The sequence below is a fragment of the Xanthomonas sp. NCPPB 3761 genome, from assembly GCF_041475705.2.
Taxonomy (GTDB): Bacteria; Pseudomonadota; Gammaproteobacteria; order Xanthomonadales; family Xanthomonadaceae; genus Xanthomonas; species Xanthomonas phaseoli.
In genome coordinates, this window is record NZ_CM191262.1 from 679,278 (window position 1) to 704,360 (window position 25,083).

At 64.4% G+C, this 25,083-nt stretch carries 19 protein-coding genes, 1 other RNA gene and 4 pseudogenes; 12 read left to right on the plus strand and 12 right to left on the minus strand.

Annotation, left to right across the window (positions count from 1 at the left end; all coding sequences use genetic code 11):
• Positions 1-76: 76 nt before the first annotated feature.
• The 4 genes and pseudogenes from ACCQ00_RS03010 to ACCQ00_RS03025 all read right to left on the minus strand — a co-directional run bounded on the left by ACCQ00_RS03010 (position 77) and on the right by ACCQ00_RS03025 (position 2,959).
• A complete protein-coding gene (locus ACCQ00_RS03010) occupies positions 77-538 on the minus strand; it encodes a DUF4126 family protein (RefSeq protein WP_039574501.1) in 462 nt (153 codons plus the stop codon).
• A 237-nt stretch (positions 539-775) separates the two neighbouring features.
• A pseudogene (locus ACCQ00_RS03015) lies at positions 776-999 on the minus strand (alpha/beta hydrolase); the annotation flags it as partial.
• A 39-nt stretch (positions 1,000-1,038) separates the two neighbouring features.
• Positions 1,039-2,126 (minus strand): IS3-like element ISXac2 family transposase gene (locus ACCQ00_RS03020; RefSeq protein ID WP_099770635.1). Its coding sequence is split into 2 segments (ribosomal slippage): positions 1,039-1,874 and positions 1,874-2,126, totalling 1,089 coding nucleotides; the frame shifts between segments, so codons are not numbered across the junction.
• 197 nt (positions 2,127-2,323) lie between these two features.
• Positions 2,324-2,959, minus strand: a complete 636-nt coding sequence (locus ACCQ00_RS03025) for a YiiX/YebB-like N1pC/P60 family cysteine hydrolase (RefSeq protein WP_039567522.1) — start codon at positions 2,957-2,959, stop codon at positions 2,324-2,326.
• Between the two features lie 210 nt (positions 2,960-3,169).
• Here ACCQ00_RS03025 and ACCQ00_RS03030 point away from each other — a divergent pair.
• A pseudogene (locus tag ACCQ00_RS03030) lies at positions 3,170-3,250 on the plus strand (DUF3817 domain-containing protein); the annotation flags it as partial.
• 10 nt (positions 3,251-3,260) lie between these two features.
• Here the strand turns inward: ACCQ00_RS03030 and ACCQ00_RS03035 are convergent.
• Positions 3,261-3,336: non-coding RNA, sX9 sRNA (locus ACCQ00_RS03035), on the minus strand.
• A gap of 55 nt (positions 3,337-3,391) precedes the next feature.
• Here ACCQ00_RS03035 and ACCQ00_RS03040 point away from each other — a divergent pair.
• Together ACCQ00_RS03040 and ACCQ00_RS03045 are read left to right on the plus strand one after the other, a co-directional pair.
• Entirely contained in the window at positions 3,392-3,646 is a 255-nt protein-coding gene (locus ACCQ00_RS03040) for a DUF3817 domain-containing protein (protein ID WP_080948744.1), read from the plus strand.
• Between the two features lie 46 nt (positions 3,647-3,692).
• Positions 3,693-3,996, plus strand: a pseudogene (locus ACCQ00_RS03045) (alpha/beta hydrolase family protein).
• Between the two features lie 51 nt (positions 3,997-4,047).
• Here ACCQ00_RS03045 and ACCQ00_RS03050 read toward each other — a convergent pair.
• A complete protein-coding gene (locus ACCQ00_RS03050) occupies positions 4,048-6,375 on the minus strand; it encodes a S9 family peptidase (protein WP_039567529.1) in 2,328 nt (775 codons plus the stop codon).
• Positions 6,376-6,774: 399 nt separating this feature from the next.
• On the opposite strand from ACCQ00_RS03050, the gene ACCQ00_RS03055 reads away from it, so the two are divergent.
• The gene (locus ACCQ00_RS03055; RefSeq protein ID WP_039567532.1) at positions 6,775-8,208 is read left to right on the plus strand and encodes a GAD-like domain-containing protein; all 1,434 of its coding nucleotides are present in this window, start codon (positions 6,775-6,777) and stop codon (positions 8,206-8,208) included.
• A gap of 41 nt (positions 8,209-8,249) precedes the next feature.
• Here ACCQ00_RS03055 and ACCQ00_RS03060 read toward each other — a convergent pair whose 3' ends face one another.
• Entirely contained in the window at positions 8,250-9,341 is a 1,092-nt protein-coding gene (locus tag ACCQ00_RS03060; RefSeq protein ID WP_039567535.1) for a DUF1615 domain-containing protein, read from the minus strand.
• Positions 9,342-9,843: 502 nt separating this feature from the next.
• Here ACCQ00_RS03060 and ACCQ00_RS03065 point away from each other — a divergent pair.
• The 4 genes and pseudogenes from ACCQ00_RS03065 (at position 9,844) to ACCQ00_RS03080 (ending at position 13,855) form a co-directional block, all read left to right on the plus strand.
• The gene (locus ACCQ00_RS03065) at positions 9,844-11,718 is read left to right on the plus strand and encodes a GGDEF domain-containing protein (RefSeq protein ID WP_039567599.1); all 1,875 of its coding nucleotides are present in this window, start codon (positions 9,844-9,846) and stop codon (positions 11,716-11,718) included.
• A gap of 61 nt (positions 11,719-11,779) precedes the next feature.
• Entirely contained in the window at positions 11,780-12,301 is a 522-nt protein-coding gene (locus ACCQ00_RS03070) for an Rrf2 family transcriptional regulator (protein WP_017159129.1), read from the plus strand.
• A 102-nt stretch (positions 12,302-12,403) separates the two neighbouring features.
• On the plus strand, positions 12,404-13,303 hold the full coding sequence (locus ACCQ00_RS03075; protein ID WP_039567539.1) for an NAD(P)/FAD-dependent oxidoreductase: 900 nt from the start codon (positions 12,404-12,406) through the stop codon (positions 13,301-13,303).
• A gap of 360 nt (positions 13,304-13,663) precedes the next feature.
• A pseudogene (locus ACCQ00_RS03080) lies at positions 13,664-13,855 on the plus strand (hypothetical protein).
• Positions 13,856-14,079: 224 nt separating this feature from the next.
• Here ACCQ00_RS03080 and ACCQ00_RS03085 read toward each other — a convergent pair.
• Both ACCQ00_RS03085 and ACCQ00_RS03090 read right to left on the minus strand, forming a co-directional pair.
• Positions 14,080-14,631: a hypothetical protein gene (locus tag ACCQ00_RS03085; protein ID WP_039567546.1), complete on the minus strand. Its 552-nt coding sequence runs from the start codon at positions 14,629-14,631 to the stop codon at positions 14,080-14,082.
• Positions 14,632-14,836: 205 nt separating this feature from the next.
• Positions 14,837-15,721: a class I SAM-dependent methyltransferase gene (locus ACCQ00_RS03090; RefSeq protein WP_039567602.1), complete on the minus strand. Its 885-nt coding sequence runs from the start codon at positions 15,719-15,721 to the stop codon at positions 14,837-14,839.
• 198 nt (positions 15,722-15,919) lie between these two features.
• Here ACCQ00_RS03090 and ACCQ00_RS03095 point away from each other — a divergent pair, with 198 nt between their 5' ends.
• Positions 15,920-16,795 (plus strand): DMT family transporter, encoded by an 876-nt coding sequence (locus tag ACCQ00_RS03095; protein ID WP_017159126.1) that lies wholly within the window; start codon positions 15,920-15,922, stop codon positions 16,793-16,795.
• A 275-nt stretch (positions 16,796-17,070) separates the two neighbouring features.
• Here the strand turns inward: ACCQ00_RS03095 and ACCQ00_RS03100 are convergent, their stop codons facing one another.
• Positions 17,071-18,843: an expansin EXLX1 family cellulose-binding protein gene (locus ACCQ00_RS03100; protein WP_039567551.1), complete on the minus strand. Its 1,773-nt coding sequence runs from the start codon at positions 18,841-18,843 to the stop codon at positions 17,071-17,073.
• A 407-nt stretch (positions 18,844-19,250) separates the two neighbouring features.
• On the minus strand, positions 19,251-20,897 hold the full coding sequence (locus ACCQ00_RS03105; protein ID WP_039567556.1) for a glycoside hydrolase family 6 protein: 1,647 nt from the start codon (positions 20,895-20,897) through the stop codon (positions 19,251-19,253).
• Between the two features lie 201 nt (positions 20,898-21,098).
• On the opposite strand from ACCQ00_RS03105, the gene ACCQ00_RS03110 reads away from it, so the two are divergent.
• A complete protein-coding gene (locus ACCQ00_RS03110) occupies positions 21,099-21,392 on the plus strand; it encodes a hypothetical protein (RefSeq protein WP_039567559.1) in 294 nt (97 codons plus the stop codon).
• 658 nt (positions 21,393-22,050) lie between these two features.
• Complete coding sequence (gene cycA / locus ACCQ00_RS03115) at positions 22,051-23,481, plus strand: D-serine/D-alanine/glycine transporter (RefSeq protein WP_180301587.1); 1,431 nt, start codon at positions 22,051-22,053, stop codon at positions 23,479-23,481.
• Positions 23,482-23,566: 85 nt separating this feature from the next.
• Here cycA and xopV read toward each other — a convergent pair whose 3' ends face one another.
• On the minus strand, positions 23,567-24,688 hold the full coding sequence (gene xopV / locus ACCQ00_RS03120; RefSeq protein WP_039567567.1) for a XopV/AopV family type III secretion system effector: 1,122 nt from the start codon (positions 24,686-24,688) through the stop codon (positions 23,567-23,569).
• 243 nt (positions 24,689-24,931) lie between these two features.
• Between xopV and ACCQ00_RS03125 the strand changes: the two genes are divergently transcribed.
• A complete protein-coding gene (locus ACCQ00_RS03125) occupies positions 24,932-25,078 on the plus strand; it encodes a hypothetical protein (protein WP_372354061.1) in 147 nt (48 codons plus the stop codon).
• Positions 25,079-25,083: the final 5 nt, after the last annotated feature.

The following is a 25,083-nucleotide window of genomic DNA, read 5'->3' on the forward strand; positions in this document are numbered from 1 at the left end:
CTAAGCGCTGTGCGGCCATGGCCTGCGCAACCAGTGGCAGGCCGTTCGGCACCGCGCGTGAGCCAATGGAGATGCGTTATCGCTTGGCCGCATCGCGCATGATGAGCGTCGCCGCACCCACCGTGATCGCGTCTTCGACGACGCCGGTGCTGGTTTGGCCGTAGCGCTCGATCGCGCGCATCCGCGCATTGAAGGTGAGATAAGCGGCGGCAACTGCCGTCGTCGCGCCAAGCAGCGCAGCGATGCCACGTTGTTCGCGCGGCGCCAATGCCGTGCCGACGATCACACCGGTGGCAATGCGGGCGATCATGCCAGGCAGCACGATGCGGTCGGGAGCGGTCTTCATCTTGTCGCCGGCCAGCTCGCCGCCAGCCAATGCCAGCATGCCGGCCGACGCCAGTGGATTGGCGAGCAAGGCGGGCGCGCCATTGTCGGTAGGCAACTTGCCGGTGCGTGCAGCATTGGCGACGGCGGCCAGCGGCGTCATCGAGCGCATGCCGGCAACGGCGCTCATCAGGATGGAGTGGATCAAAGCCATGTGCACCTCTGCATGTGCTCGACCATCGCAGGCGAGATGCCTGCGCGTGGCACGCTGTTGTCGATCTGCGCAGACTAGGGCGGGGCGTGTGTGGGAGTTGGCAAGACGTTGTGCACGCCGCGCATCGGTTGTGCTCGCATGCCGGTGGCTGCCGCAGCAACGTGTGGTGTTGGTGGCTCACCACTGCGCTGCATGCCATCGCCTTGGCGCTTCAATCTCCCGGCGGTATGCCTTGCGTCAGCGCCCGCCCAGGTCGGCCGCCTTGCGCCCGAGTACCACCTTCAGGCCGTGGGTGATGCCGCGTGGCCCGACGCCCAGGTGGTCCGCATCGTGGAAAATCTCAAGCGTGAGATGCAACGACGGATCGCCACGCGCGCGCAACGCACGTGCCATGTTCTGGGTGTCGATGACGCTGTCTTCGTCTGGCGATAGCGCGCTTGTTCGTACTCGCCGATGTGCATGGGTAATCCCCCCACTTCTAGCGGTCGCCAGAAGTGGAGCTAAGCGGCCATCGCCAACTTCATGGCAGGCGTGATGCCGCCGAGCGCCATATTCGGACGCTCGTGGTTGTACGTCCATAGCCAGCGGGTGGCTTTGTCCTGCACCTGGTCGATGGTGTCGAACAGGGTTTGGGCGAGCCAGGCGTAGCGGATGGTGCGGTTGTAGCGTTCAACGTAGGCGTTCTGCTGTGGCTTGCCCGGCTGGATGTGCTCGACCCGGATACCATGCCGCTGCGCCCAGGACAGCAACGCGCCACTGATGTATTCAGGGCCGTTGTCGCAGCGGATCACGGCGGGCTTGCCGCGCCACTCGATGATCTGCTCCAGCGATCGGATCACACGGGCTGACGGCAGCGACAGATCCACCTCGATCCCCAGCCCCTCGCGATTGAAGTCGTCGAGCACATTGAACAGCCGGAAGCTGCGGCCGTCGGCCAACTGGTCGTGCATGAAGTCCATCGACCAGACCTGGTTGATAGCCTCCGGCACCGCCAGAGGCTCGGGCCGCTCACGCACCAGCCGCTTCCTCGGCTTGATCCGCAGGTTCAACTCCAGCTCGCGGTAGATCCGGTAGACCCGCTTGTGATTCCAGCCAAAGCCCTTCACGTTGCGCAGGTACAGGTAGCACAGGCCAAAGCCCCAGTCGCGATGGGCGGTCGTCAGGCGGACCAGCCAGTCGGCGATCCGGGCGTTCTGCTCGCTGGCCTTGGCCTGGTAGCGGAAGCAGGTCTGGCTCACCGCGAAGGCCTGGCAGGCGTGGCGGATGTTCGTACGCCCGCTCGTGACTGCCGATTGGGCCATCTCGCGTCGCTGAGATGGCCTCACCATTTTTTTGCGAGCGCTTCCTTCAGCAGGTCGGTACTGAGCTGCGCCTCGGCGTACATCTTCTTGAGCCGGCGGTTCTCCTCCTCCAGCTCCTTCATGCGCGCGACCATGGACACGTCCATGCCGCCGAACTTGCTGCGCCACTTGTAGAACGTGGCCGAGCTGATGCCGTGCTCGCGGCACAGCTCCGGCACGGGCGCACCGGCCTGGGCCTGCTTGAGCACGGCGATGATCTGGCTGTCGGTAAAGCGGGACTTCTTCATGGAACCTCCTCGAGAAAGGATACGAGAAAATTCCACTTCTGGCGTCTGCTAATGGGCGGGGGGATTACCCATGCACACCGGGGCCGGCAAATCGCCATGCGCGGCGGCACAGGTTGTTTCCTGCGTCGCGATCGCATGTTCGGGCTGCTCAACAGGCGAGGCGATCCGCACCGTGCAACAAGATCGGCACAGAGCCTTCAGTTCAGCCGCCCGATCGCACTTAACGCAGGTGTCTTGGCCATGTCGTTCGGGTTGGTGCCTGGCATGTCCTGTGGCACGGGCATGCCCTTGCTGCGGTAGAAATCGATCCAGTACGGTGAGATCTTGCCGGTCTGCAGGTTCTTGAAGTTCATCGGTTGCAGGGCAAACACGCGATGCGCGCGGAAGGCGCGCTCGATGAAATCCGAGCAGTAATAGCTGTTGTCGTTCTGCACGTAAGTATCGTTATACGGCTTGCCGAGCATGCGCCGTGCCTGGGCGATGGCATCGGGGATCGCAGGGCGATGCGTGCGGCCCAGCCGGTACACGACGATCTGCCGTTGCTTGGCGGTGGCCTCGTCGACGAATGCCTGCAGTGGTTGCTCGCGCGAGCCGTGCTCGTCGGCGTGCAGGACCACTGCCGCATCGCCTGCATGCGCCACCAGCGCGACATGGTCGAAACTGGGTTGGCCCTGCACGCCAGTTGCATCGTCGATGGCGCCACTGAGGCCAGTGCGCGCCGCGGTGACGAACAGCAGATCGCCATCGTGCACCTTCAGCGCCAGCGCCGTGGCGGGCAGTAGGGCGATGAGCAGTAACAACAGCGGTGCGATGCGCATGATGCGAGGCTTCATGACGAAGGGGCCGACATTATCGCTTGCATGTGGGCTTGGGGCGCCAACCGAAGTGTGGGCCGCTTGTCGTCATCCACGTCGAGCACCGACATGCAGGTGCTTGCCAGTCCTTGGGCCTGGTTTTGCTGATGCGGGCTGTAGACTGGCCATGCCAGCTGGCGTCGCCGCCGCCATCGCGTCGCGGCAACCCCTGTCCGTCTGGAGTGTTGTATGCGTGTGTCTTCTGCGTTGTCGCCGATCGGCCGGCTGTTTGCGTTGGCTGCATTTTTCGAAGGGCTGACCTGCGCCGGATTATTAGAGCTGCTAACAAAACGTAGCGAGCAGCCGTCAGGTGGGCGCGGACGGCGCGCAGGAACCGCAGTGTACGAGTGGTACATGCCGATTCCGAGCACCGGCCGCGCCCGCCTGGCGGCTGCGCAGTAGCTTTGGTAGCTGCTCTTAGTCGGCATGTTTCTGAAGGACTGGCTGCACAGCACCGAGCTTGTGGTCTGGGTGTTCGGGCGCCTGCATGGCGCGGCGTTCCTGTTCTATGTCGCGGTCAGCGTGATTGCCGCATTGCGGCTGCGCTGGCCGTGGTGGGCATGGGCCTTGAGTCTGCTGGCGGCGTTGCCGCCGCTGGTGACGGTGCCGCTGGAGCTGTGGTTCCGGCGTCTCGGCTTGCTGGGCCAGCGGCGATCTGCGCACTGATCCATTGTGCGCTCGGCGCGCGCGACGCTCTGTAATACGTTGGCCGGTGACGCTGGCCAGGCGGATCAAGCTGCCGGTGTTTCTTGCGGCCGGTGGCAAGGACGAGCGCGCCGATCGAACACGCCAAACGGATGGAGCGGGCACTCAAGGATACCGGCGTGCCGGCGGAATCGCTGTACTTCCCCAACAAGGGCCACGGGTTCTACACCGAGCCGCATCGACGCGGGTCACTCACGCGCGTGCTGGCGTTTTTGAGTAGACAAGCGAGTGGCAGCACGGCCAAGCCAGTGGCCGCCGTGTCATCCGGGTCTGCCCGGATGACAGTGTGGTCCGGCAACTTGGCGCGGTGACGCATTAGCCACGGACATGGCGCAGCATCGGCCGCCGCACCTGCACGCCGCTCAATTGGCCGGCATCGGCTTCATCTGATACTGCGCCGGCGGAGTTGCACCCAGCAGGTACTGCACGAAGTAATCCCAGCGGCGACGGGTGACGTACGGGGTGAGATCGCCGTAGCCGTGCTTGGCGTTGGGCAGCATCAGCATGTCGAAGTCCTTGTTGGCCTTGATCAAGGCATCGGCCACCAGCAAGGTGAGGTACGGCGGCACGTTGTCGTCCAGGGTGCCGTGCACCAGCATCAGCCGGCCCTTGAGTTTGCTGGCGTGGTTGGCGTTGGCCTGATCGTCGTAGTTGGAAGTGCCATCCTTGTTGACGATGTGCTCGCCGTGATACTTCTCGGCCCAATCGTCTTCGTAGCCGCGATTGTCGTGGTTGCCGCTTTCCGACCAGGCGACCTTGAAGAAATCCGGATAGCGCAGCATCGCGCCGGTCGAGGCGTTGCCGCCGCCGGAATGGCCCCAGATGCCGACGCGATCCAGATCGATCCAGGGATAGCGCCGACCCAGCTCCTTCAAGCCGGCGACCTGATCGGGCAAGGTGTTGTCGCCCATGTCGGCGTACCAGGTGTCGTGGAAGGTCTTGGAGCGCCACGGCGTGCCCATGCCATCGATGGCGACCACGATGAAGCCCAGTTCGGCCAGCGACTGGTTGTCGCCGTGGCCGGCCAGGAAGCTGCGCCCGCGCACCGAGCCGGTTTGCGGGCCCGGGTAGACGTAGTCGATGACCGGATACGTGCGCGTGGGGTCGAAGTTGCTGGGCTTGAACATCAATCCGTACAGCGTGGTCTTGCCGTCGCGTGCCTTTACCGTGATCGGTTCCGGGGGCACCCAGCCGGCCGCCTTGAGGCGCGTGATATCGGCGGTGGCCATCGCGCTCACAGTGCGGCCGTCGCCGGCCTCGCGCAGCAACGTGACCGGCGGCGTGACCGAGGTGGAATAGGTGTCGACAAAGCGTGCGCCATCGGGCGACAGCGCGATGCTGTGATTGGCCGGTTCGGGCGTGAGCAACACCGGCTCGCCGCCATCCAGGCTGACTTTCCACAGCTGCTGGTAGTACGGGTCCACGCCTGCGCTGCGGCCGACGCCGACAAACCATGCGGTGCGCGTGACCGGGTCCACGCGCAACAACTCGGTGACGTTGCCTTCGCCGGTGGTGATGGCGCGCTTGGGCTTGCCGGTGGCCAGATCGTAGAGATACAGCTGGCCCCAATCGCTGCGTTCGGAGAACCACACGGCCTCGTTGCTGGCCGGCAGGTACGCCCAGTTGGCGGCGACCTGGCCGCTTTCGTAATAGGTCTTGACGGTTTCGTCGAAGGCGGTGCGTACCGCGCCCGTGCCGGCATCGGCAATGCGCAACCAGGTCTGCTTGTGGAAGCGCGAGGTGGAGGCGAACGCCAGCGTCTTGCTGTCCGGTGCCCACTTCACATCGTCCCACAGGCCGGGCGAGCAACTCACATCGTCGCACAGCGTGGAGCGATGCTGGTCCGGCGGTGTTTTCAGGCGCAGCACGCTGCGGGTGGGCACGTCGATGATGACGCGCTCGATCATGGTCACGTCCTTGTCGCCGGCCAGCGGATATTTCCAGGCCTGCAGCTCCGGATGGCCAAGCTTGGTGCTGACCAGGTACATGTCGCCGGTCTTTCGCTGGTCCTGCTGGAAGGTGGCGATCTTGCGGGAGTCCGGCGACCACGCCACGATGGCATTGTCGGTGTGCTGCCAGCCGGCGTTATCGGTCGCGTAACCGAAGTTCTCCACGCCATCGCGGGTGAGCTGGGTTTCCTGGCCACTGGCAAGATCGCGCACCCACAGGTTCCAGTCGCGGATGAAGGCCTCGCTGCGCTTGTCCGGCGACAGCACGCCCGGTTCCGCTTTGTCCTTGGCGTACAGCTTGCTGCAACGCGCACGCGCATCGCAGACCACGGCGGTGTCGCGCACGGTGAGGCGGTAGCGACCATCGGCGGTGCGCTTGACCACCGGTGCGAAGGTGTCGGCCTTGAGCGGCTTGTCGCCGGTCTTCAACAGCGTGTTGAGCGAAGCGACCAGCGCCGCCTGTTTGAAGAGCGGTGCGGTCTTGCCGGTGCTGGTGTCCAGCTGCAGCAGCCGGTTGCCCTTGGCATCGTGATCGACATACACCACATGCGTGGCGTCCAGCCAGTCGATGCGGGTGAGGGCATGGTCGACCAGCGGCTGTGCGGCGTAGCTGATCAGCCGTTCGGCGCGCGCGTAGTCGGCCTCGTTGACGGCAGGAGCTTGCGCGCTGGCAAGTGCAGGCAGGGCGGCCAGGGCGATGGCGACGAACAGGTGCCGCGGCGGCAGCGGGGTGGTGGGCATGAAGACTCTCCGGGACGAAAGGAGCGCGCAATGCGGGCGGCGCGACCGTGCGATGCTACCGGCCACGTGGGCCGGGTGCCTCTGCCAGAAGTCGTGCCTGCGTGGGGCGTCCGTTGCGGGCCACACCCGGCTATGGGAGGGCACCGCGCGGCCCAGAAAGCAGGTCGGCGATCGAGCGGTTGCCCAGTGGGTCGCCCAGGCCTGGCACCGCGTGGGGCCAGGCCGGCCCCCGTCCTGGGCGAAGACACCCCACGGCACGTGCGTCGCGACTCGGTCAGCCACCGACTACGCGGCGACGCGACGCTTGCGCGATGCACTACGCTTCTCGCATGTCCCTGCAAGGCCATGCGGCCCGCTGCGGGGTGTCGAACCCACGCAACGTCGACTGGAGGCCGCCCGATGTCCTGGTTTCGCCGCTTGGCACTGTCCCGCTTCCTCAAGGCGCATCCGCCAGGCAAGACGCAGCCTGCCGCAACGGATCTGATTGCCGCATATGCGCCGGTGCTGCCTGCCAGCCTGCTCGAGCTATGGCGCAAAAAAGGGCTGGGGCACTATGGACGCATGCAATTGGCGCTGATCGACCCGCGGCACTGGCAGCCGGTGCTGGATCGCTGGATCGTCTCGCCACCTGACGCGGTGCAGCGTATTCCGATCGCGCTCACTCCCTTCGGCGCACTGCTGTACTACCGCAAGCTCACCGCCACCGACGAAGACGTGGTCTATGTGGATCCGGTCTCCAAGGCCACCGGCGATCTGAGCTGGAACCTGGAGGATTTCTTCAACAAGTCCCTCTGCGATGCGGCATTTTGTGATTCCCTGATCCCATCGGCCCTGCTTGCCGCCGCGCGCAAGGAGTGCGGCCCGCTCGCTGCGGGCGAAGTCTATGAGATCGATCAGTTGCTGTTCTCGATGCAGATGCTGCGGGTCACCAAGGTCGATGCGTTGGCGCTGCACACCCGGCTGCGCGACGCTGTCGACCGCCCGGCACCGGTGGCCGATATGCCCACCACCAATGCCGATGCATTGCCCGCAGAGCAGCGCTCCGTATTCGAGGGCATCTTCCCGCAACCACGGGCGAGCGACGACCTGCACGGCCTGTATCTGTCCTCGTATATCGATTGGCATCGCATGCTGGCGCTGGAGCCCGACGGGCAGTATCGCCTGCTGTTCTGGAAGATCGACCATCGCAGTCTTGCACGCTGCGATGTGCGTGCGTATTCGGGGCGCTTCGAGGTGACGCACACCGAGATGGGCGATCAATACATCACGCTGGACATCCGCCTGCGCCGCGATTCGAGCGGTAGCGATGCCAACGATGCGCAACTGCTGGTGATGCGCTCGGGTACCGACATGTTCCTGCTGCGCAGCGACGAACTGGCAGACATGGCCACGGCCATGGATGGCTCGAAAACACTCGGACGCAGCGAGTACTACTTCCGCAAGGTGGAGCTGACCGATGCGTTCGTCCCGGAGCCATCCGGCGGGCGCGCCGCGCCACCGCTTGCCGATCTTCCACACGTGTTGCAGCAACAGGTGAATGCCGAGGCGATCATCGCCACCATCACCCATGTGGACGAGATCGACCCGGACGCCGAAGACGACGGGGCCGGCACCGTCATGTGCACGCTGGACCGTGGCCAGGACGATGGCCTGCGCATGAACATGCCGCTACGCTCGCCACCAGCGACAGGGCGCGCCCTGTATGGCTGGGTATGGGAGATGGACCCTGCCGCGTGTCGTGCCGGCATCAGGTATCAACGCGGCAGCGATGGCAAGCTGGACCATGGCCCGGTGGTCGGCGATGTGTTGACCAGTCGCCTGAGCGGCGAATGAGGCGACAGAGCGCAGCGCCGGCAGCGCGGCAGCCCGTGCGCTTACTTGCTCATGCAGCGCTTCCAGCGCTCGTTCACCCGCTGTGCAAACCAGGCGGTGGTGAGCGTGCGGGTGATCTTGGGGCTTTCCAGGGTGATGCCGGGCAACACGGCACGCGGCAGCGGCTTGCCGGCGCTGCGCTCTGCCAACGCGAACACCTGGCGATACAGGTCGGAGTCGGCGAAATCTGCGCTGTTGCCGTCCTCCAGTGCGCGGCGGAGCTGGCGGTCGCTCATCGCCAACTGGTTGCCCAGGCTGCGTGCGGCGCGCTCGGTGCTGCCCGGCGCGTCCAGGCTGGCGCCCGGCGTAAGCAGGTCGCCGTCCAGGGCTAGCGCGATGCCGCTGGCGGTGCTCAGCGCGGCCTGGAAGGCGGCATTGCGGCTGGCGTACCAGCCGGCGTTGAAATCGGCGAAGCGGTACAGCAGCGCGTCGTAGTTGGCGGGATAACCCAGCAGATGCTGCGTACCGAACCACAGCCCGCCACGGCGGCTGAAGACGTCGTGGCGGATCGAATCGCCGGGCGGGTAGGGGTAGCGTTGCGCATGCTGCTCGGCGAAGGCGATGCTCACCTGCATCGGCCCGGCGGTATGCACGGGGTTGAACCCGTCGAACAGGCGCGCGCCCAAGGGCACGCTACCGGTGAAGTCTTCGAAGATGCGGCTCAGTTCCTGCTCGGTGCGCGCGGCAGCGATGCGCGTGGCATAGCTGCGCCCATCCGGCGAATTCAGACGCAAGGCGGCATCGACCATGAAGCCGGGAATGTGATGCGCGCTGGCGCGGCGGTCGATCTCGGCACGCGAGATCTTGCCCAGGTTGGGCACGATCGGGTTGGCCTGGTAGCTCGATTCCTGCTCGGTCACCGCCAGCACTGCGCAGATGTGCTCGGCACTGGTGTCCAACGCCTGCGAGGACAGCGCCACATACACATCGCTGGCCCAGCCGGCGCGGTCGGGCAAGGTTGCCGGCAGGCGCCGCGCGATATCGGCCTTGACCGCATCGGGCGAGCGTTGCGGTGCACGCGGGGCCTGTGTGGCGCAGGCCGACAGCAAGGCGACGGCGAGCAGCGTGAGCAGGCGGGGCAGGGATGAGATCACGGCGTTTCCGGAAGATCGAGGGGCGGCAGCTGCCGTGCGGCAGTTTACGCGGCCGCGCCGTGAGAGCTTCACTCCGCTGGCGCGCAAGGCTGCCATGTCGTGGCATACCGAAACCACGGCAAGCGGGGCAGATGGGTTGGGCTGCTGTCGTGGTGCGTCGGGTGCATGGGCCAAGCAAAGCGACCAAGCGGTCTGGTTGCCTTCTGCGCGCCGGTGCGATGGGCTGGGCTCTATCGTCATCCGAATTCAAGAGTGGCCCGCCTGGGCCGATAACGAACGCGAGCGCTTGCGCCTTGATCGCGTTGGCGGCCGTGTGCGTTGGTCATCATGACGCTCGCATCACATCGGAATGGGCGTTTGGCCTGAAATTTCGCTGGATTCCATCGCCATCCAACCGTGGGAGTGCCTGAAATGCCGCAGCAACCAGCAAGCCGCCACGTCTGCGCAGATGGCATCGGCCTGGCGTGCGCACGTTACGGCCCGTCGTCGACGTGATGACGCGATGAGCATGTTCGTGGTCCGGTGGCGGCATGGGCTCGCCGCGTTCGCCTTGCTGCTGGGCAGTGGCATGGCGTCGGCGCAGCCGCAGCCGTGGAAGACGATCGAAGCGGCGACCATCGACGACCCGGTGACGGCGTTGCAGATCGCACAAGGCGCACTGCAGCGGGCGAGCCGCGACCACGACGTGGATGCCGAGTTTTGGGCCTTGCTGGCGCAGGCACGCGTGCTTATTTCACTGGAAGACAGCGAACGCCGCCAGGCGGTGCTGACGCAGGCGCGCGGAAAGCTCGACCAGCTGCACGGCAGCACCCCGCAGGCATGGCTGTGGCTGGATATCGTGCAGGCGCTCAGCGATGTGCGCGAAAACCCCAATCGCGTCATGGTGGCGCGGCTGGAAGCGCTGCGCCAACGGGCCAGCGCGCTGGGCCGCAACGATCTGCTGTGCGAAGTGGAGGCGGTCGACATGTGGAGCATGCTCGCCTCCGGCAGCAGCGATGAATCCTGGAGCGCGGCGCAGGCCAGCTATCAATGTGCCGCGCGCGAAAACCTGCTGGGGCTGGAGCTGGATGCGTTGACGCAACTGGGAGCATTGGCCAGCCGCGTCGGTGGTCGCGCCGCCGAAGACAACGAAACCGAAGACTACCTGCAGCGTGCGCTGGCACGCCTGCACGACCAGCCGGCGCGCTTTCAGCGCAGTCTGGTCGAATTCGAGTTCGGCACGGCCTTGGCAACACGGCAACCGGAAGCGGCGCTGCTGCATTTTCGGCGCGCATTGGCGCTCAGCCGCGAACTGCGCGACCAGGCGGGCGTGGCTGCAGCGCTGACCAGCGCCAGCGAGGCCCTGATCGAAACCGGCGATGCCGCTTCGGCATTGACGATGGCCCGCGAAGCCCTGCCGCTGATGCAGCAACAAGGCAATATCGGGCGTGTTGCGGCATGTCACGCCGTCTTGCTGCAGGCCTTGATCGCGTTGAAGGCGCAGGGTCTGGACGCGGAAATCGTCGCTGCCAAGGCCGCAGACGATCCCAACCTGACCTTGAACCGTCGCGCGCAATTGGTCGACGCCATCGCCCAGGCACTGGCATTCCAAGGCCGCCATGCCGAGGCCTACCAGGAACTGCAACGCGCCAACGCGCTGCGCGCGCAGAGCCTGGACCGCCAGCGCGATACGGTGATGTTGCGCTTGCAGGCGCGCTACGAAGATGCACGCCGCGGCGCCGAAACGGCCGAGCTGCGCCGCCGCAGCGAGACCGCGCAGCTGGCATTGCAGGCGCGCGAAGCCGGCCAGCGGACGCTGTGGATCGCGTTGTGCGCAGCCTGCCTGTTGCTGCTCGGGGCACTGGTGGTGCTGGCCTTCGGCGCACGGCACCGGCGCCAGTTGTCGCGGCTGGCGATGCGCGATGAACTCACCGGCCTGCCCAACCGGCGCGCCATTCGCACCGAGGCGCAGCAGCAGATCGAGCAGGCCTTGCGCTCGCACACGCCGGGCATGCTGGCATTGATCGATCTGGATCACTTCAAGCAGATCAACGACGTGTACGGGCACGCCACCGGCGATGCAGTGCTCAAGGCGCTGGCCAATGCATCGCGGTTGGCCCTGCGTGGGCAAGACCGCCTGGGCCGCCTGGGCGGCGAAGAATTCCTGCTGGTGTTGCCGGGCTGTGGCGAAGAGGAGATTTCCACGGTCTTTACGCGCCTGCGCAGTGCGGTGGCAGCGATCGATATCGCCGGCCTGCCGCCCGACCAGCCGGTGCGCTTTTGCATGGGCGCGGTGCGCATCGTCGCCGACACCGGGCTGGATGCGTTGTTGAGCCAGGCCGATCTTGCGCTGTACGCCGCCAAGACCGCTGGGCGCGATCAATGGGCGGTGTGCTGATCCTGGTGCATGCGCCTGCGCTGGGACACCGAGGCGATGCTGCGGCACAATCTGCCGGCCGATGGCGACCACCGGTTGCCGTGAACCGATCGAACGAACCCAGGACCGCATGCGCACCGATAGCCGCCTTTCCCGCATGTTGCACGTGTTGCTGCACATGGCCAGAAGCCCGCAGCCGATGACCTCCGAGCAGATCGCCAGCATGCTGTCGACCAATGCGGTGGTGGTGCGCCGGACCATGGCCGGGCTGCGCAGTGCCGGCTATGTGCAATCCAGTCGCGGCCACAACGGCGGTTGGCAGATCGGCTGCGATCTGGCGCAGGTGACGCTGCTGGATGTGCATCGCGCGGTTGGCGGCCCGCACCTGTTCGCGATCGGTGCCGATCACCCGAATCCGCAATGTGGGGTGGAGCGTGTGGTCAACGCGGCAATCGCCGATGCGCTGGCCCACGCCGAAGCGCTGCTGTTGCAGCGCCTGGGTACGGTGACGCTTGCCGCACTGGCGAGCGAGTTCGATGCCTTGTGTAGCGCGAGGGCGCCATCTGGCGGCAACGCGACGGGCAAGCGCACGCGGCAGCGCTGAATCGCGTCACTGGAGACGCAGCACGATGCCCGTGGTGTCTCAGCTGTCAATTAATGTAACATCGAAAGATACATTATTCGACATCGATACCCGGGAGCGACCATGCAGCACGAGGTGATCATCATTGGTGGCAGTTATGCAGGGCTATCTGCCGCCCTGCAGTTGGCGCGGGCGCGACGCCGCGTCTTGCTGGTGGACAGCGGCCGGCGGCGCAATCGTTTTGCCGAAACCTCGCATGGCTTGCTGGGTCGCGATGGCGCATCGCCCGCGTGCATTGCCGATGAGGCGCGCGCGCAGGTGCTGTCGTATGCCAGCGTGCAGTGGGCCGACGGCGAGGTGGTCCAGGTCCGCGGGCAGGCAGATGGGTTCGAGGTCGTCTTTGCCGATGGCAGCGTGCATGCCGCCCGGCGGCTGATTCTGGCCATGGGGGTGGTCGATCGCCTGCCTGCGCTGGCCGGTCTGGCCGAACGTTGGGGCAGGCAGGTGTTCGTGTGTCCGTATTGCCATGGCTACGAACTGCAGCAGGGGCGCATCGGTGTGATCGCGACCTCCGCGCTTGCCGCGCATCAAGCTGCCATGCTGCCGGATTGGGGCGCTACCTGGCTGTTCTTGAACGACGCGCTGGTGCCCGATGAAGCCCAGCGGGCCCAGCTGGAGGCACGCGCGGTGCGTGTGGTGGCTGGCGCAGTGGCGGCGCTGCAAGGCGAGGGCGACACGCTGGAGCTGGTGCTGCACGACGACCAGAGGTTCGCATTGGACGGGGTATTCATCACCACCCAGACCCAGATCAGTCCGTTGGTGACGCAGCTTGGATGTGCCACCAGCGATGGGCCATTCGGTCGCCTTGTGGCCGTGGACGCAATGCAGGCGACGACAGTGCCGGGCATATTTGCCTGTGGCGATATCGCGAACCCGGCCGCATCGGTGGTGTTGGCGGCAGCCAGCGGCGCGATGGCTGGCGTCGCAACGCATCGCAGCTTGATCTTCGGCCTGGGTAGCTGACGATTGCGTCGGGAGCGATCGCGCGTGCACGCCAGTGGTGTGCGGGATGCTACTCAGCGCCGCATCGACAACTGACGCTGGTTCTGCGTTGGAATGCTGTGGCCGGCGCAAACGGCGGTGCAAGAGCGCCACGGCCGGTGACGAACGAGCGCTGCGCCCACCTGACGACTGCGCAGTGGTTGGTCGGTCTGCATTGGGGCGCGTAAACTTCGCTGCCATGTCGATCCAACTTCATGCTTGAAAAAACTTCGTCCATCACCGCCGCCGGCCTCTGAACGCAAGAGTTCACGCCTGACCGACTGGCTCGTGCGCGGCGTGGTTGGTGTCGCGGTGATCGCATGTTGCGGACGTTTTTGGCTATTGGGTGAGGCGGTCTTCGAAGGACGCTATGTCAGCGTGATGCGTGGCCGGCCGGCACGGATCTTTCTGGTGGACAGCGACCCGCATCGCTTCTGGATTGCTGTTGGCTGAGATGCGTTGTTGAGCTGCGTGCCGTTGGTGATCGTCGGCGGGTTTGCATACGCGGGTTGGAGGGCGCGCCGTCTGCGGTGATGGCACGGTTGGTGGCGATTGCAGTTTTCGTGCTGCATCGCCCGGCGTGTGCCTTGCCCGATCATGCGACGCCTCTGCCGCCGATACGCAGCAGTTGAAGCGGCGGTGCCAGGCAATCGCATGCAATGTGCAATCGCTGGTGTGCAGCGCGAAAGGCGTGTGGCGAACGCACGCTGACCAACACAGGCCAGATTCGTGCCACTCCCATGGCGCCCGCGCAACGATCAATGCGCTTGTTGCTTGCGCGCAGGTTGCCGCGCAGCGTGCCTGGGCCAGGTGTCGTAGCTGTAGACGAACTGCTTCTGGTCGGCCCCTGCGGTCGGGTCGCAATGCCAGGAGCCGGCGACACCGCCGGGTTCCAGCACGCCGCCGATCTCGCGTACCGCTTGCGCTTCGAAGGCGCAGATGGGCCCGTAGACGGCCACGTCCCAGTCCGGTCGCGACGTCGGATGCGCGTGCTGTACCAGCACGACGTCGCTGCCATGGAAGCGATGGACCTGCGCGACATGCCGACGATCGGTGCTGAAGTAGCAAGGTGCGCCGATGCCCAGCACAACGACCTCGTCATCGCGCACTACCGCGCACTTGCCCTGGTGTTCGCCCAGGTGGATCACACGCCCGCCCACCGTTGCGGTAGTCACCGGATAGCGCGTGGTCACTTCCGACATCGGCTGCGATGGTGCGCTTGCCGTTACCGATACCGTCTGCGCGCGCGTTGGTGCAGCAGCAACCAGCAGTAGCGAAACCAGCAGGGCAATGATCACGTGGGCGCGCATGCAACATCCATGTCGAGGGCGCGGCAGTATCGCAGATCCCTTCGGCGGCACGCTGCAACTGCCGCGGCAACCGTCATGCTGGCCTCGCGCACGCTTCGCGGGATCATGCAGTGCGCATGCGTGCTGTGAGTGCACGCTGCTTAGCATCTGCGGCTCGGTGATCGCACGGATCGTGTCGCCAGCGTCAATGGCACGGAGGCACCACTCAGCGCCGTGCCGGCAAGTTCGCCAGCACGCCATCCAGGGCAAGTTGCGTGGTGAAGCCGGCCTTGGCCAGACGCTTGCTCACTTCGTTGGGCACATCGCGCCCACTGGTGAGCTTGTTGGGCGCGCCGGTGTAGTGAAACAGCCGCCCGCCTCGGCGCAGCACGCGTGCCAGCTGATCGTAGAAGACCTGCGAATACAGCTCGCCAGCAATGCCGAAGCGGGGCGGGTCATGCAGGATGGCATCGAACGAATCGTCGGCCAGCGTGACGATGTGCTGCGCAATATCGGCATGGGTCAGCTGCAGGCGTCCGCCGGCAGCAGCGCCCTCCGGATCCGGCGACCACGGGTTGAGCGTGCGCAGCCACAGCACGTCGGCATTCTTTTCGAACGAGCGCAGCTGCGCGACCCCGGCCTCCAGGCAGCAGGCGGCGAAGTAGCCCAGCCCGCCGCAGGTGTCCAGCACGCTCTTGCCGCGCGGGTCCACCAGCGCCACCTTGCGCCGCGCATCCTCGAACGGCGACAGCTGCGCCGAGGGCAGCATCTTGATGCCATCGATCTCGAACGTGGGCGCGCCCCATTCGGTCGGCACCAGCTTGATCAATGCGCCGCTGTAGCGCGAGATCGGCGCGAAATCCTCGCCATCCCAGAAGTACAGCGTGCGCTCCTTGAGCTTGCCCGGATAGGGATAACCACGGCCGCGCCATTGCCAGGTCTGTGCATCGAGCTGGGCAGTGTCGGTGCTGCGGCCCAGATCGAGCGAGCCGGTCCAGTGAGCCAGACCACTGCCGCGCGCGGCAAGCAGCGCTTGGGCATCGGCGAGAACGAGTAAGGGGCCGGAGTAGTGGGGCACGGCTGACAGCTCTGTGTGCGGCGTGCGGAACATGCCGCAGCGCTGCAAGGAAGGGAGCGGCATCGTAACCGACCTGTTGCGGCCAGGCATCTGCTGCCGGGCCGCCCACCGCATGCGTCTGCCACCGAGGTCGAGTGCCTGCGCCGTTTCGCTGACACACGCCGCATCGCATACTGCAGGCAGTCCGTATCGACACCTCGTCGGATCGGCGTCAACCGAGGAGCGTGGGTCATGCTGAAGGGTGTGTTGTTGGGGTTCGCCTGTTATGCGGCTTATTCGATCAGCGATGCGTTCGTGAAGCTGCTCGAAGGTACGCTGCCGGTCTATGAAGTGCTGTTTCTCGGCGCGCTGCTGATGCTGCTGGCGGTGCCGTTCCTGAAAAAGCCAAACGACCAGCTGCGCGAGCTGGTGATGGCCAAGCAGCCGGCACTGTGGTTGCTGCGTGCGCTCACCGGCGCCATCGGCAATCTCACCTCGGTGATCGCCTTCACCACCTTGCCAATGGCCGAAGCATTCGCGCTGATCTTCCTGATGCCGATCTTCGTCACCGTGCTGTCGGTGATCTTCCTCAAGGAAGAAGTGCATTGGCGGCGCTGGTCGGCGGTGATCGTCGGGTTCATCGGCGTGTTGATCGTGCTGCGCCCGGGATTTCGCCATCTCACCCACGGGCATGTGGCGGCAATCGTGTGCGGCCTGGTCGGCGCCATCTCGGTGATCGCCTTGCGCATGGCCGGCCATAGCGAAAAGCGATTGACCTTGTATGGCGCTGGGGTGATCGGCCCGTTGGTGATGGGCGGGATCATGATGTTGCCCAGCTTCGTCTGGCCCACGCTGTCGCAGTGGGGCTTGTTGGCCGGCTACGGCTTGCTCGCCGGGCTGGCCGCCATCTGCATGATGTACGCCACGCGCATGGCTCCGGTCAGCGTGGTCGCACCGACCCAATACAGCCAGATGCTATGGGCCATCGCCTTTGGCTACCTGCTGTTTCATGATCATCTGGACTGGCCGATGGCCGTGGGCATCGCGCTGATCCTGGGCGCCGGTTTGTTCACCCTGGTGCGCGAGGAACAGGTGTCGCGTTGGTGGCGGCGGACGAAGATCGTGTGAGTGCTGCGCAGTACCGGCCGGTTGGCTGGCAGTGGGGCGGGATTCAAAAAAGCCTCGGTCCGTCAGGGGTCCAGACAGCGAGGCAGTTGCGATCCAATCCTGCATCCGGATCCATCGCTGACCAGAACCCGGTGCCGCACGCCGAACGCGCCAGCGCTCGATGAGGCGGGCATCGTCGCCGGCCTTGTTTCGACGCAGTCGCGCCGCGATAGACGTGTTGCCAACGTGGCCGCAGCGCGCCAGCGTACCGGCCGTTCTCGGGTCGGCGGCGTACCTCAGGGAAATTGTACGTTGCCGGGCTCGAAATACGGCTCGGAGCTACTGTATTCCGTCAGCGCGGGAATCTTGTCCGCGATGACCTTCCCGCGGATATCGGTGATGCGGATGGACAGCGGCTTGTTGCCGAGGCTTGTGCCTATGAAATGGTTGTAATCGGTCTTCGGCAGACTGGTCCAGGTGCTGCCTTGTTTGACTTCGAACTTGACCACCGGATAGGCGTGGTGTCGCACCTGGATCGCGGCCCAGTAGCGTGAACTGCCTTCTTTGATGCGGTACTGCACGTTGCCGGTAATCGGCGCGCGGACGACCTTCCAGCTGATCGGAATGCGCCCGTCTGCCGTGTTGCCGATCGCCGCGAAGGCATTGGGCGACAGATCCAGGCCGCCGGAGGCGCCCTCCGGATACAGGTCGGTGACATAGACGGTGGTCTTTCCCCTGGGGCCGGTCACTTCCAGATAGGCGCCAGCCAGCGCGGCCTTGATCCCGCCGAAGTTCAGCTGCGTGGAGTTGAGCGCGGTGATGAAGGCATCACTCGGAATGGGGTCCAGCAGGAGCGCGCCGCCAGAGTAGCCGGAGCCGGTCATGGTGGCAGTGCCGCTGAAAGTACTATTCCACGACTTCTTGCCGCTCGCATTCTTCGTGCTGTCGCCAGTTGTTGTGGCAATGGCGGGCATCACGGGCAACATGCCCCAGGCATGACGCAAGATCAGCAGTTTGTCTGCGCGGGGGCTGCCATCCGGCGCCAACAGGCCGCCGTTGTTGGCATTGCCAGTTTCCCAACTGCCGAGAAATGCGCTGCGCATTCCAGCGTTTGCCAAATAACCGCTCAATGCGGTTTGCCATGCTGGGTCGCGCGGGTCGCCATCGCCCAGTCCACCGCCGAGGCTGACGGGTACCACTGCATGGTCGAGTGCGAATTGGCCGAAGTCGCGTTGCCACATGGCGGGCAGTGCCTGCGCAAATCCGGGTGCGGCGAAGGCATCGGTCGTATCGCGATCCGGGCCCGCCAACTTCGGCATCAACACCAGGTGTCGGCGAGCGATGTCCAGCGGCACGCACGCGAACGGCTGAAGATTGCTGCCAGGCGCTTTGCGCCCTGGGTCACTGCACACCGCATTGCTGCCCACACCTTCCACACCCACGAACCAGCGCGGTGCCTGCGCCAGCACTGTTGCAGCTGCGCGCGACGCTACCCGGTTCCAATCCTGATCCGCCGCGTTTCCTGTCCAGCTGGCATTGCGGTAGCCGCTGCTGCCAAGGTCGATACCCAGGACATTGGCGTTGCCGCCATAGCGGCGTGCCAGCGTGACCAGGCCGCGCGTCCATGCCTGCCGCTGTGCGCCCAGGAGCGGTGCGCGGTCATCGCAACCTCCATCTGCAAACGCGAACATCACCTGCATCCCGCGCTGGGTTGCGGCATGCACCACTGTGTCGAGCAGTTGCAAGGAATCTAATCCGCGCAGCGTGGAATCGCCGGCAACTTCTGCAGCTGCCACAGGGACGCGTTGCAGAACAGCGGCGCAGACCGGCACCCGCACGGCATTAATGTCTGACGCCTGCATCCGATCCAGCAGTTGCGCCAGTGTGTTGTTGCGCATGCCGACGGCCGCCAACCCGGCGCGATCGAAGCCGGGCCAGGTGACCCCGCGAATGTGCAGCGTCTGACCCGTTGCATCGACAAGGGGAGCTTGCGTACTGACCTGCATCGCCGGCGCGGTGAGCGGGACGAGCGTTGCGAGCGCGATCAAGAAATGGAGGTGTGACAGCATGGACGTTTCCTAGAGTGTGTCATGTACGTTGAGATGCCTACGAAGCGGCCTGTGCGGTTGGAGACAAAAGGGCACAGCGCCCCGGCAACGCGCGCGATGCAGTCCCGGCTTGCCACAGGCCACTTCCCGACCGGGTTGGCCGGCAGCGGCACGGAGTGGGCGCTGCGCCGCTTGCCGTGGCGCTACCGAGCCTGTGCCATGCAGCGCCCGGTCCGCCGCCGACGGCATCTGCTCCGATGTCATCTCATTCGAAGCGCATACCGCGCTCCAGGCAGAGGTCGAGCAGCACGACAGCGATTGAACTGGCGGCCGCTAGGCGCCGCATCGTTGTTGCAGCGCTCCTGCCGCAGCCGAGGAGCGGTAGAGCACACTAGCCTCTACCGCTCTGTGGCAACGCAGTTATCGCATCACCGATGCGGCGTCGCGCTCACAGTGACCGAGCTCGCGCCTGCACCCGATGCGCCATTGGCCGTTACCTTGTAGTAGTACGTGATGCCGTTGGTGAGCGCCTGGTCCACATATGAGGGCGAGGTCAGGCCCGATGCGACGGTGATGGGAGCAGCGGCTGCGCCGGCAACACGTTGCACCGTGTAACCCGTGGCACCGGCAACGGGCGACCAGCTGAGCCTGACCTTGCCATCCCCTGCATTGGCGGTCAGCCCCTTCGTTGCCGTCGGCAGACTGGCGGGCACCGCGTCGGTCGAAGCCGACTGCAGCGTCACCTTGGTCGAGGTGCCGATAGCGGGATACGCGTTGGCGACCAACTGGACGAACTGCGTGTGGAACCAGTTACCGGCGATCGGCGCGTTCGGCAAGGCACCCGTCAACGTGCCGTCCGGCGTCGTATAGGTCGGGTCGCAGTATCTGTCGAAGCCCTTGCCCTGGTTGTTGGGAATGTACTTGCTGGAGCCGTCGGATTCGCCCGCTCCCTTGCCCCAGACATAGGCATGGATATGCCCGCCGGGTGCCGCGGTCGGCGGCATGCCGATCCCCGCACCGCTCTGATTGCACCAGTTGCCGCGATGGAGACGACGGTCCACGCGTCCGGAGTCCACGTAGGTGTTGATGTCATTGCCGCTGGCAGATGCAGGGCGCGCGCTGCCGCCCCAGCCGTTGCGACCGGTGTCGATCAGAAAGCCGATCTTGCTGGGCCAACCCGCGCCGACGAAGCCGTTGTAGAGGGCTTCCGCATAGGTCGATTCGTCGAAGAAACTGTTCCATTGATAGAAGTTGGACGAGCGAATGGGCTGGCCACCGATCGTCAGGTCCGGGTTGGGCAGGTTCGGCTCATGAAGCGGCGTGTAATTGGCGGTGTTGGTGATGAAGCCATCCGCACTGGCCAGACCGGCTGCCGTTCCCTGCACGACCCGTGTGTACAGCGAAATCGCAGGGCTACGGTTACTGTCCCACCCCAGCCAGCCGGAATGGCCGATATCGAGGTAATTGTAAACATTGGGAATGGCATGGAGCTTGTCGAGCGCGTACTTGATGGCGGCCTCGTAAATGCCGCTGGATGCCGCCTGGCCGCAGGCGGGCGTGCTTTGATTGGTGACAAGATTCGGAAGGCTGTCCGGCTCGATGATGTTGACGATCCGAAGATCCTTGTATTTCGGATTGGCCAGCGTCGATGCGATGACGTCGATGTATTCGGTCTTGTAGCGCTGCAAGCCGGCTTGCGTCAGTGGCAGCTCGCCGTTGGAGGCCAGCGCATGGCAGTCGCGCCCCGGCATGTCGTAAATGACAAAGCCGACCGTGATCGGCGTATTGGCCTTTTTCTGCGCCAATGCCGCATCCAAGTGGCCTTGCAGACTCAGGCGGCCGGCGTTGCGCGAGCCGCCATAGATCGCGTTGATCGAATCCAGCCAGACGGAGGTCGGATAGGACTTGACGACCTGCATCTTGGCTTTCAGTTGCACATCCTTGACCTTGACGATCGACGAGTTGACTTCCTTCGAATAATCGGGATTGACATACCCGCTCGCGCCGACGAACGGGTTGTCGACATGGCTCTGGGCGGATGCCGCAACGGGAATGAGCAGCGCGCCGGTCAGCAACGAAACGGCGAGCTTGGACGTGACGCAGGGTCGGAGGTTTGTCAAAGATGACATTGAATTTTGCCTTGAGATAGGAAGTGGTGAAACGGTGTGTAATAGCGAGATATCAAGATGTCGTGTGATTCGCTATGGCTGGTGGCTTCTCTCGATTGATGTCCGCTCGGGGTGAGTGATGCACGTGCGCAACCGAACGCGCCCCAGATGCGCGTGTGCATCGGTGGTCCTGCGCCGGGGCGATCGGCGCAGAAGATGGTGCGGCATGTCGCATTCAAGCGGCTCGCCGTATTCGCGCATCGGTCGGCGCAATGCGTCGATTCCGTTGCACGTTTGAGCGCAGCTGCAGCGGGGCTTGCGCCCACGCGCACCGTGCGATTGTGTGCCGCGTCGTTGCGGCTCATGACCGGTTTCGTCTACCTGCCTGCCACGACCATCGAACAGCATGGTCGGCGCATCGATCGACAATGGCAGCAGGCCTTGCAGGCAGGGTGTGGCTGAAGATGCATGGGAAGCTTTCTGGCGAGGCTGAGAATGTAGAAGGCCAGCATTGATGGCACGAATCCGTGCGCGTGCTCTAGAAAGCGAGCGCTACCATAAAGCGGATCCTGGAACTGTGGACGACTACGCTCACCATCCGAGAAAGGTGTGGCGTTATTGCAGATGCCGATTATGTGGAGACAAAAACGAAGACAGATGCAGATTATTCGGAAATTATCTTTACAAAGATAATCTCGAAAGTTATTTAATTCTGACAGAAATGGTTTGTTTTTTATTTTAGGAGAAGGGCGGAAAAGTATATTTTGCTGCATTCTGTTGAATGTCAGTCCCGGCTGGCGTCGTGGTTCCAGGGCATTGCGCCACAGCTCCAGATGGCCGGTGCCTGGCGGTGAGCGTGAACCAGCGCGTCTGACCCGGATGCCGGTGTCGGAAGAACTCGGGACGGTTCGATGCGAGGTCGCTACGGTCGAGATGGCAGGCGTGAGCAGGTACCGGCAGACTGAGCTGCATGCAGTGCGAATTGCCGCCGCCGGGAGTGCGGTACGGCCTGGACGCTGGTTGCGGTCTTGGGCGGTGCAGGTCTGCGACGCGGGCCTTGCCCAGGTCGTCGCAGAGGACGTGCCCACCGCAGCCTCGCATCAGGCGCCCACTGGCACGCATGGGCGTGATCTCGTATGTTGACCAGCTTGCCCACTCCTCCGGTGCCGTGCCCATGTCTGACCCGTCCGCGCCCGATCATCTGCAACGCAGCCTGTCCAATCGCCACCTGCAGTTGATCGCCATCGGCGGGGCGATCGGTACCGGCCTGTTCATGGGCTCTGGCAAGACGATCAGTCTGGCCGGGCCGTCGATCCTGTTCGTCTATCTCATCATTGGCGCGATGCTGTTCTTCGTGATGCGCGCGATGGGCGAACTGCTGCTTTCCAATCTGGAATACAAGTCGTTCATCGATTTTTCCACCGACCTGCTCGGGCCATGGGCCGGGTTTTTCTGCGGGTGGACGTACTGGTTTTGCTGGATCATCACCGCCATTGCCGATGTCATCGCGATTGCGGCCTATGCGCAGTTCTGGTTTCCGGGATTGGCGCCGTGGATTCCCGCGATCTTGTGCGTGTTGTTGCTGCTGAGCCTGAATCTGGTCACGGTGAAATTGTTCGGCGAGATGGAATTCTGGTTTGCGCTGATCAAGATCATCGCCATTGCCGCATTGATCGTCACTGGCGCCGGGCTGGTGGCCTGGGGCTTCCACTCGCCCTCGGGCAACGTGGCCTCGCTGTCGAATCTGTGGAACGACGGTGGCATGTTCCCGATGGGCATTGGCGGGTTCTTTGCCGGCTTTCAGATCGCGGTGTTCGCCTTCGTCGGCATCGAGCTGGTCGGCACCACGGCTGCGGAAACCGCCGACCCGCGCCGTAATCTGCCCAAGGCGATCAATTCGATTCCGGTGCGCATCTTGATTTTCTATGTGCTTGCGCTGATCGCCATCATGGCGGTGACGCCGTGGCGGCAGGTGGTGGCCGACAAGAGCCCGTTCGTGGAGTTGTTCGTGCTGGCCGGCGTGCCGGCGGCGGCCAGCCTGATCAACTTCGTGGTGCTGACCTCGGCCACCTCGTCGGCCAATAGCGGCATTTTTTCCACCAGCCGCATGCTCTACGGCCTGGCCGAAGAACAGCATGCGCCCAAGGGCTTTGCCAAGCTCTCGCGTGCGGCAGTGCCGGCGCGCGGCCTGCTGTTTTCCTGTCTGTGCCTGCTGCTGGGCGCGATGCTGGTGTATCTGATTCCCAACCTGGTCACCGCGTTTACGCTGGTCACCACGCTGTCGGCGGTGCTTTTCATGTTCGTGTGGTCGCTGATCCTGTGCGCCTACATCGCCTACCGCCGCAAGCACCCGGAGCAGCACGCCGCCTCGGCGTTCAAGATGCCCGGTGGCGTGCTGATGTGCTACGTGTGCCTGGCTTTCTTCGCCTTCGTCATCGTGCTGCTGACCCTGCAGGACGACACGCGTCAGGCATTGCTGGCCAGCCCGGTGTGGTTCCTGCTCCTGGCCATTGGCTATGCGGTCAAACGCCGTGGGAACCGGCAGCGCTGAGCGATGGGTGCGGCACGCATCGTGTGCAGCGTGCGGTAGTGGCCGCACGCTGCGAGCGGTCATGTCGATGCGCGTGTACGCCGGATCAGTCGCCGTTCGGGTCAGAATGCGCCGTTTCGCCTTCCCCTGCCGGGCGCGGCGGCATTACGGCCGCGCCGGCGGGCAGACGCTGCAACGGGATCTGTTTCTTTGCTTTCCAGTGCGGGGTGACCGGTAGACCGTAGTGTTGAAAGAGCTTGGCGACGTTTTCGAGATGCTGTGATGTTCGGTCGGCATATTCGCTGAATCGCCCCGAATCGTTGTCGATGCACAGCGCGCCGTCCGGGTTGTAGTACAAGGTACCGCCGAGGCGCGCTTCGGGTAGCATGCGATTTTCCTGCCAGGGAGTCTTGTCCCAGGGTTGGCCGCCCACGAGCGTGACATGGCCTTGCGCGTATGGCTGTTTCTTCTTTCGCGCCTGCTTGCTTGTCATCGGCTCGTCCAGGACCACGCCAGGATGCCCTTCGCCGATGACCAGGCTGCCATTACTGGCGATGTTCCATTTGTACTCCACCTTCTTGTTGCGCAGATCGTCCAGGCGCAGCCGCTGAGCCAATGGCGTATTGGAAGGAGCGCCGGTTTCAGTCTGTTCGTGGAACGTGGGGGTGCTCCTGATGCGATCGATGTCGTCCTCGCTCAGCCCGAGATCGTTGGATAGTTTGGCTGGATCGAGACGATGCGGCATCTCCAGTGCCGGAGCGGTCGAGACGAACAGGCGTGTTGGATTGATCTTGACGTGCGCTTGGCCGCCAGCGGGCGTTTCTATTTCCCGAGACTGGCTCGGCGTCGGCTGGACATCTTCTTCCACGCCGCCAGTGGGCGCTTCTTTTTCCTGGGACTGGCTCGGCGTTGGCTGGATACCTCCTTTCAAGCTGGCAGCAGGCGTTTCTATTTCCTGAGACTGGATCGGCGTCCGGTGGACACCTCCTTCCAGTTGCTTTCCGCGCGCGGGCTGGGTGCTGCCGAACAGCGCATCGAGATGGCGGTTGTCTGCGACGAACGCCGGCGATCGCGCCTTGGCTGATGCGCTCCGGCGCAGGGGAGGCAGCCCGTGGAGCTGGGCGTGGCCGCGGAGTTGGATGTCGTCGCACACCGATGGAGCAGGTGGCAGATCACCATGGCCAATAGGCTCGTGTAGCCCGCCAGATGCCGAGCCGGAGATTTTCATGCGCGTACTCCTGGGATGCGTGAGCGGAAAATGTAAGGCAGCCAGAACGTGCAGACCGCTCACAGCAGAATCGATGTGCGATTTGGCGAAAGTTGTCGCTGCCTTGCAGGAACCGCACGGCGATTGCATGCGTGATCAGGTACGGCCATCGTCCGTCGTGGCCGTCGACGATGGGCATGTGTCGGCGTTGACGCCATGGTGGACGCGGAGGATGCTTGGGCTCTTTCATCCCACAGTCGATGCATGATCACGATCCACCCGATTGCCGGAACCCGGCACACCCCAGGTTGCTGGGTCGACCTGTGCCAGCCAAGCCCGCAAGAGCTGGCGCAAGCCGCCGAGAAAGTGGGGTTTGCCTTGCCCGATCGTGCGGCGATTGGCGAGATCTAATTCAG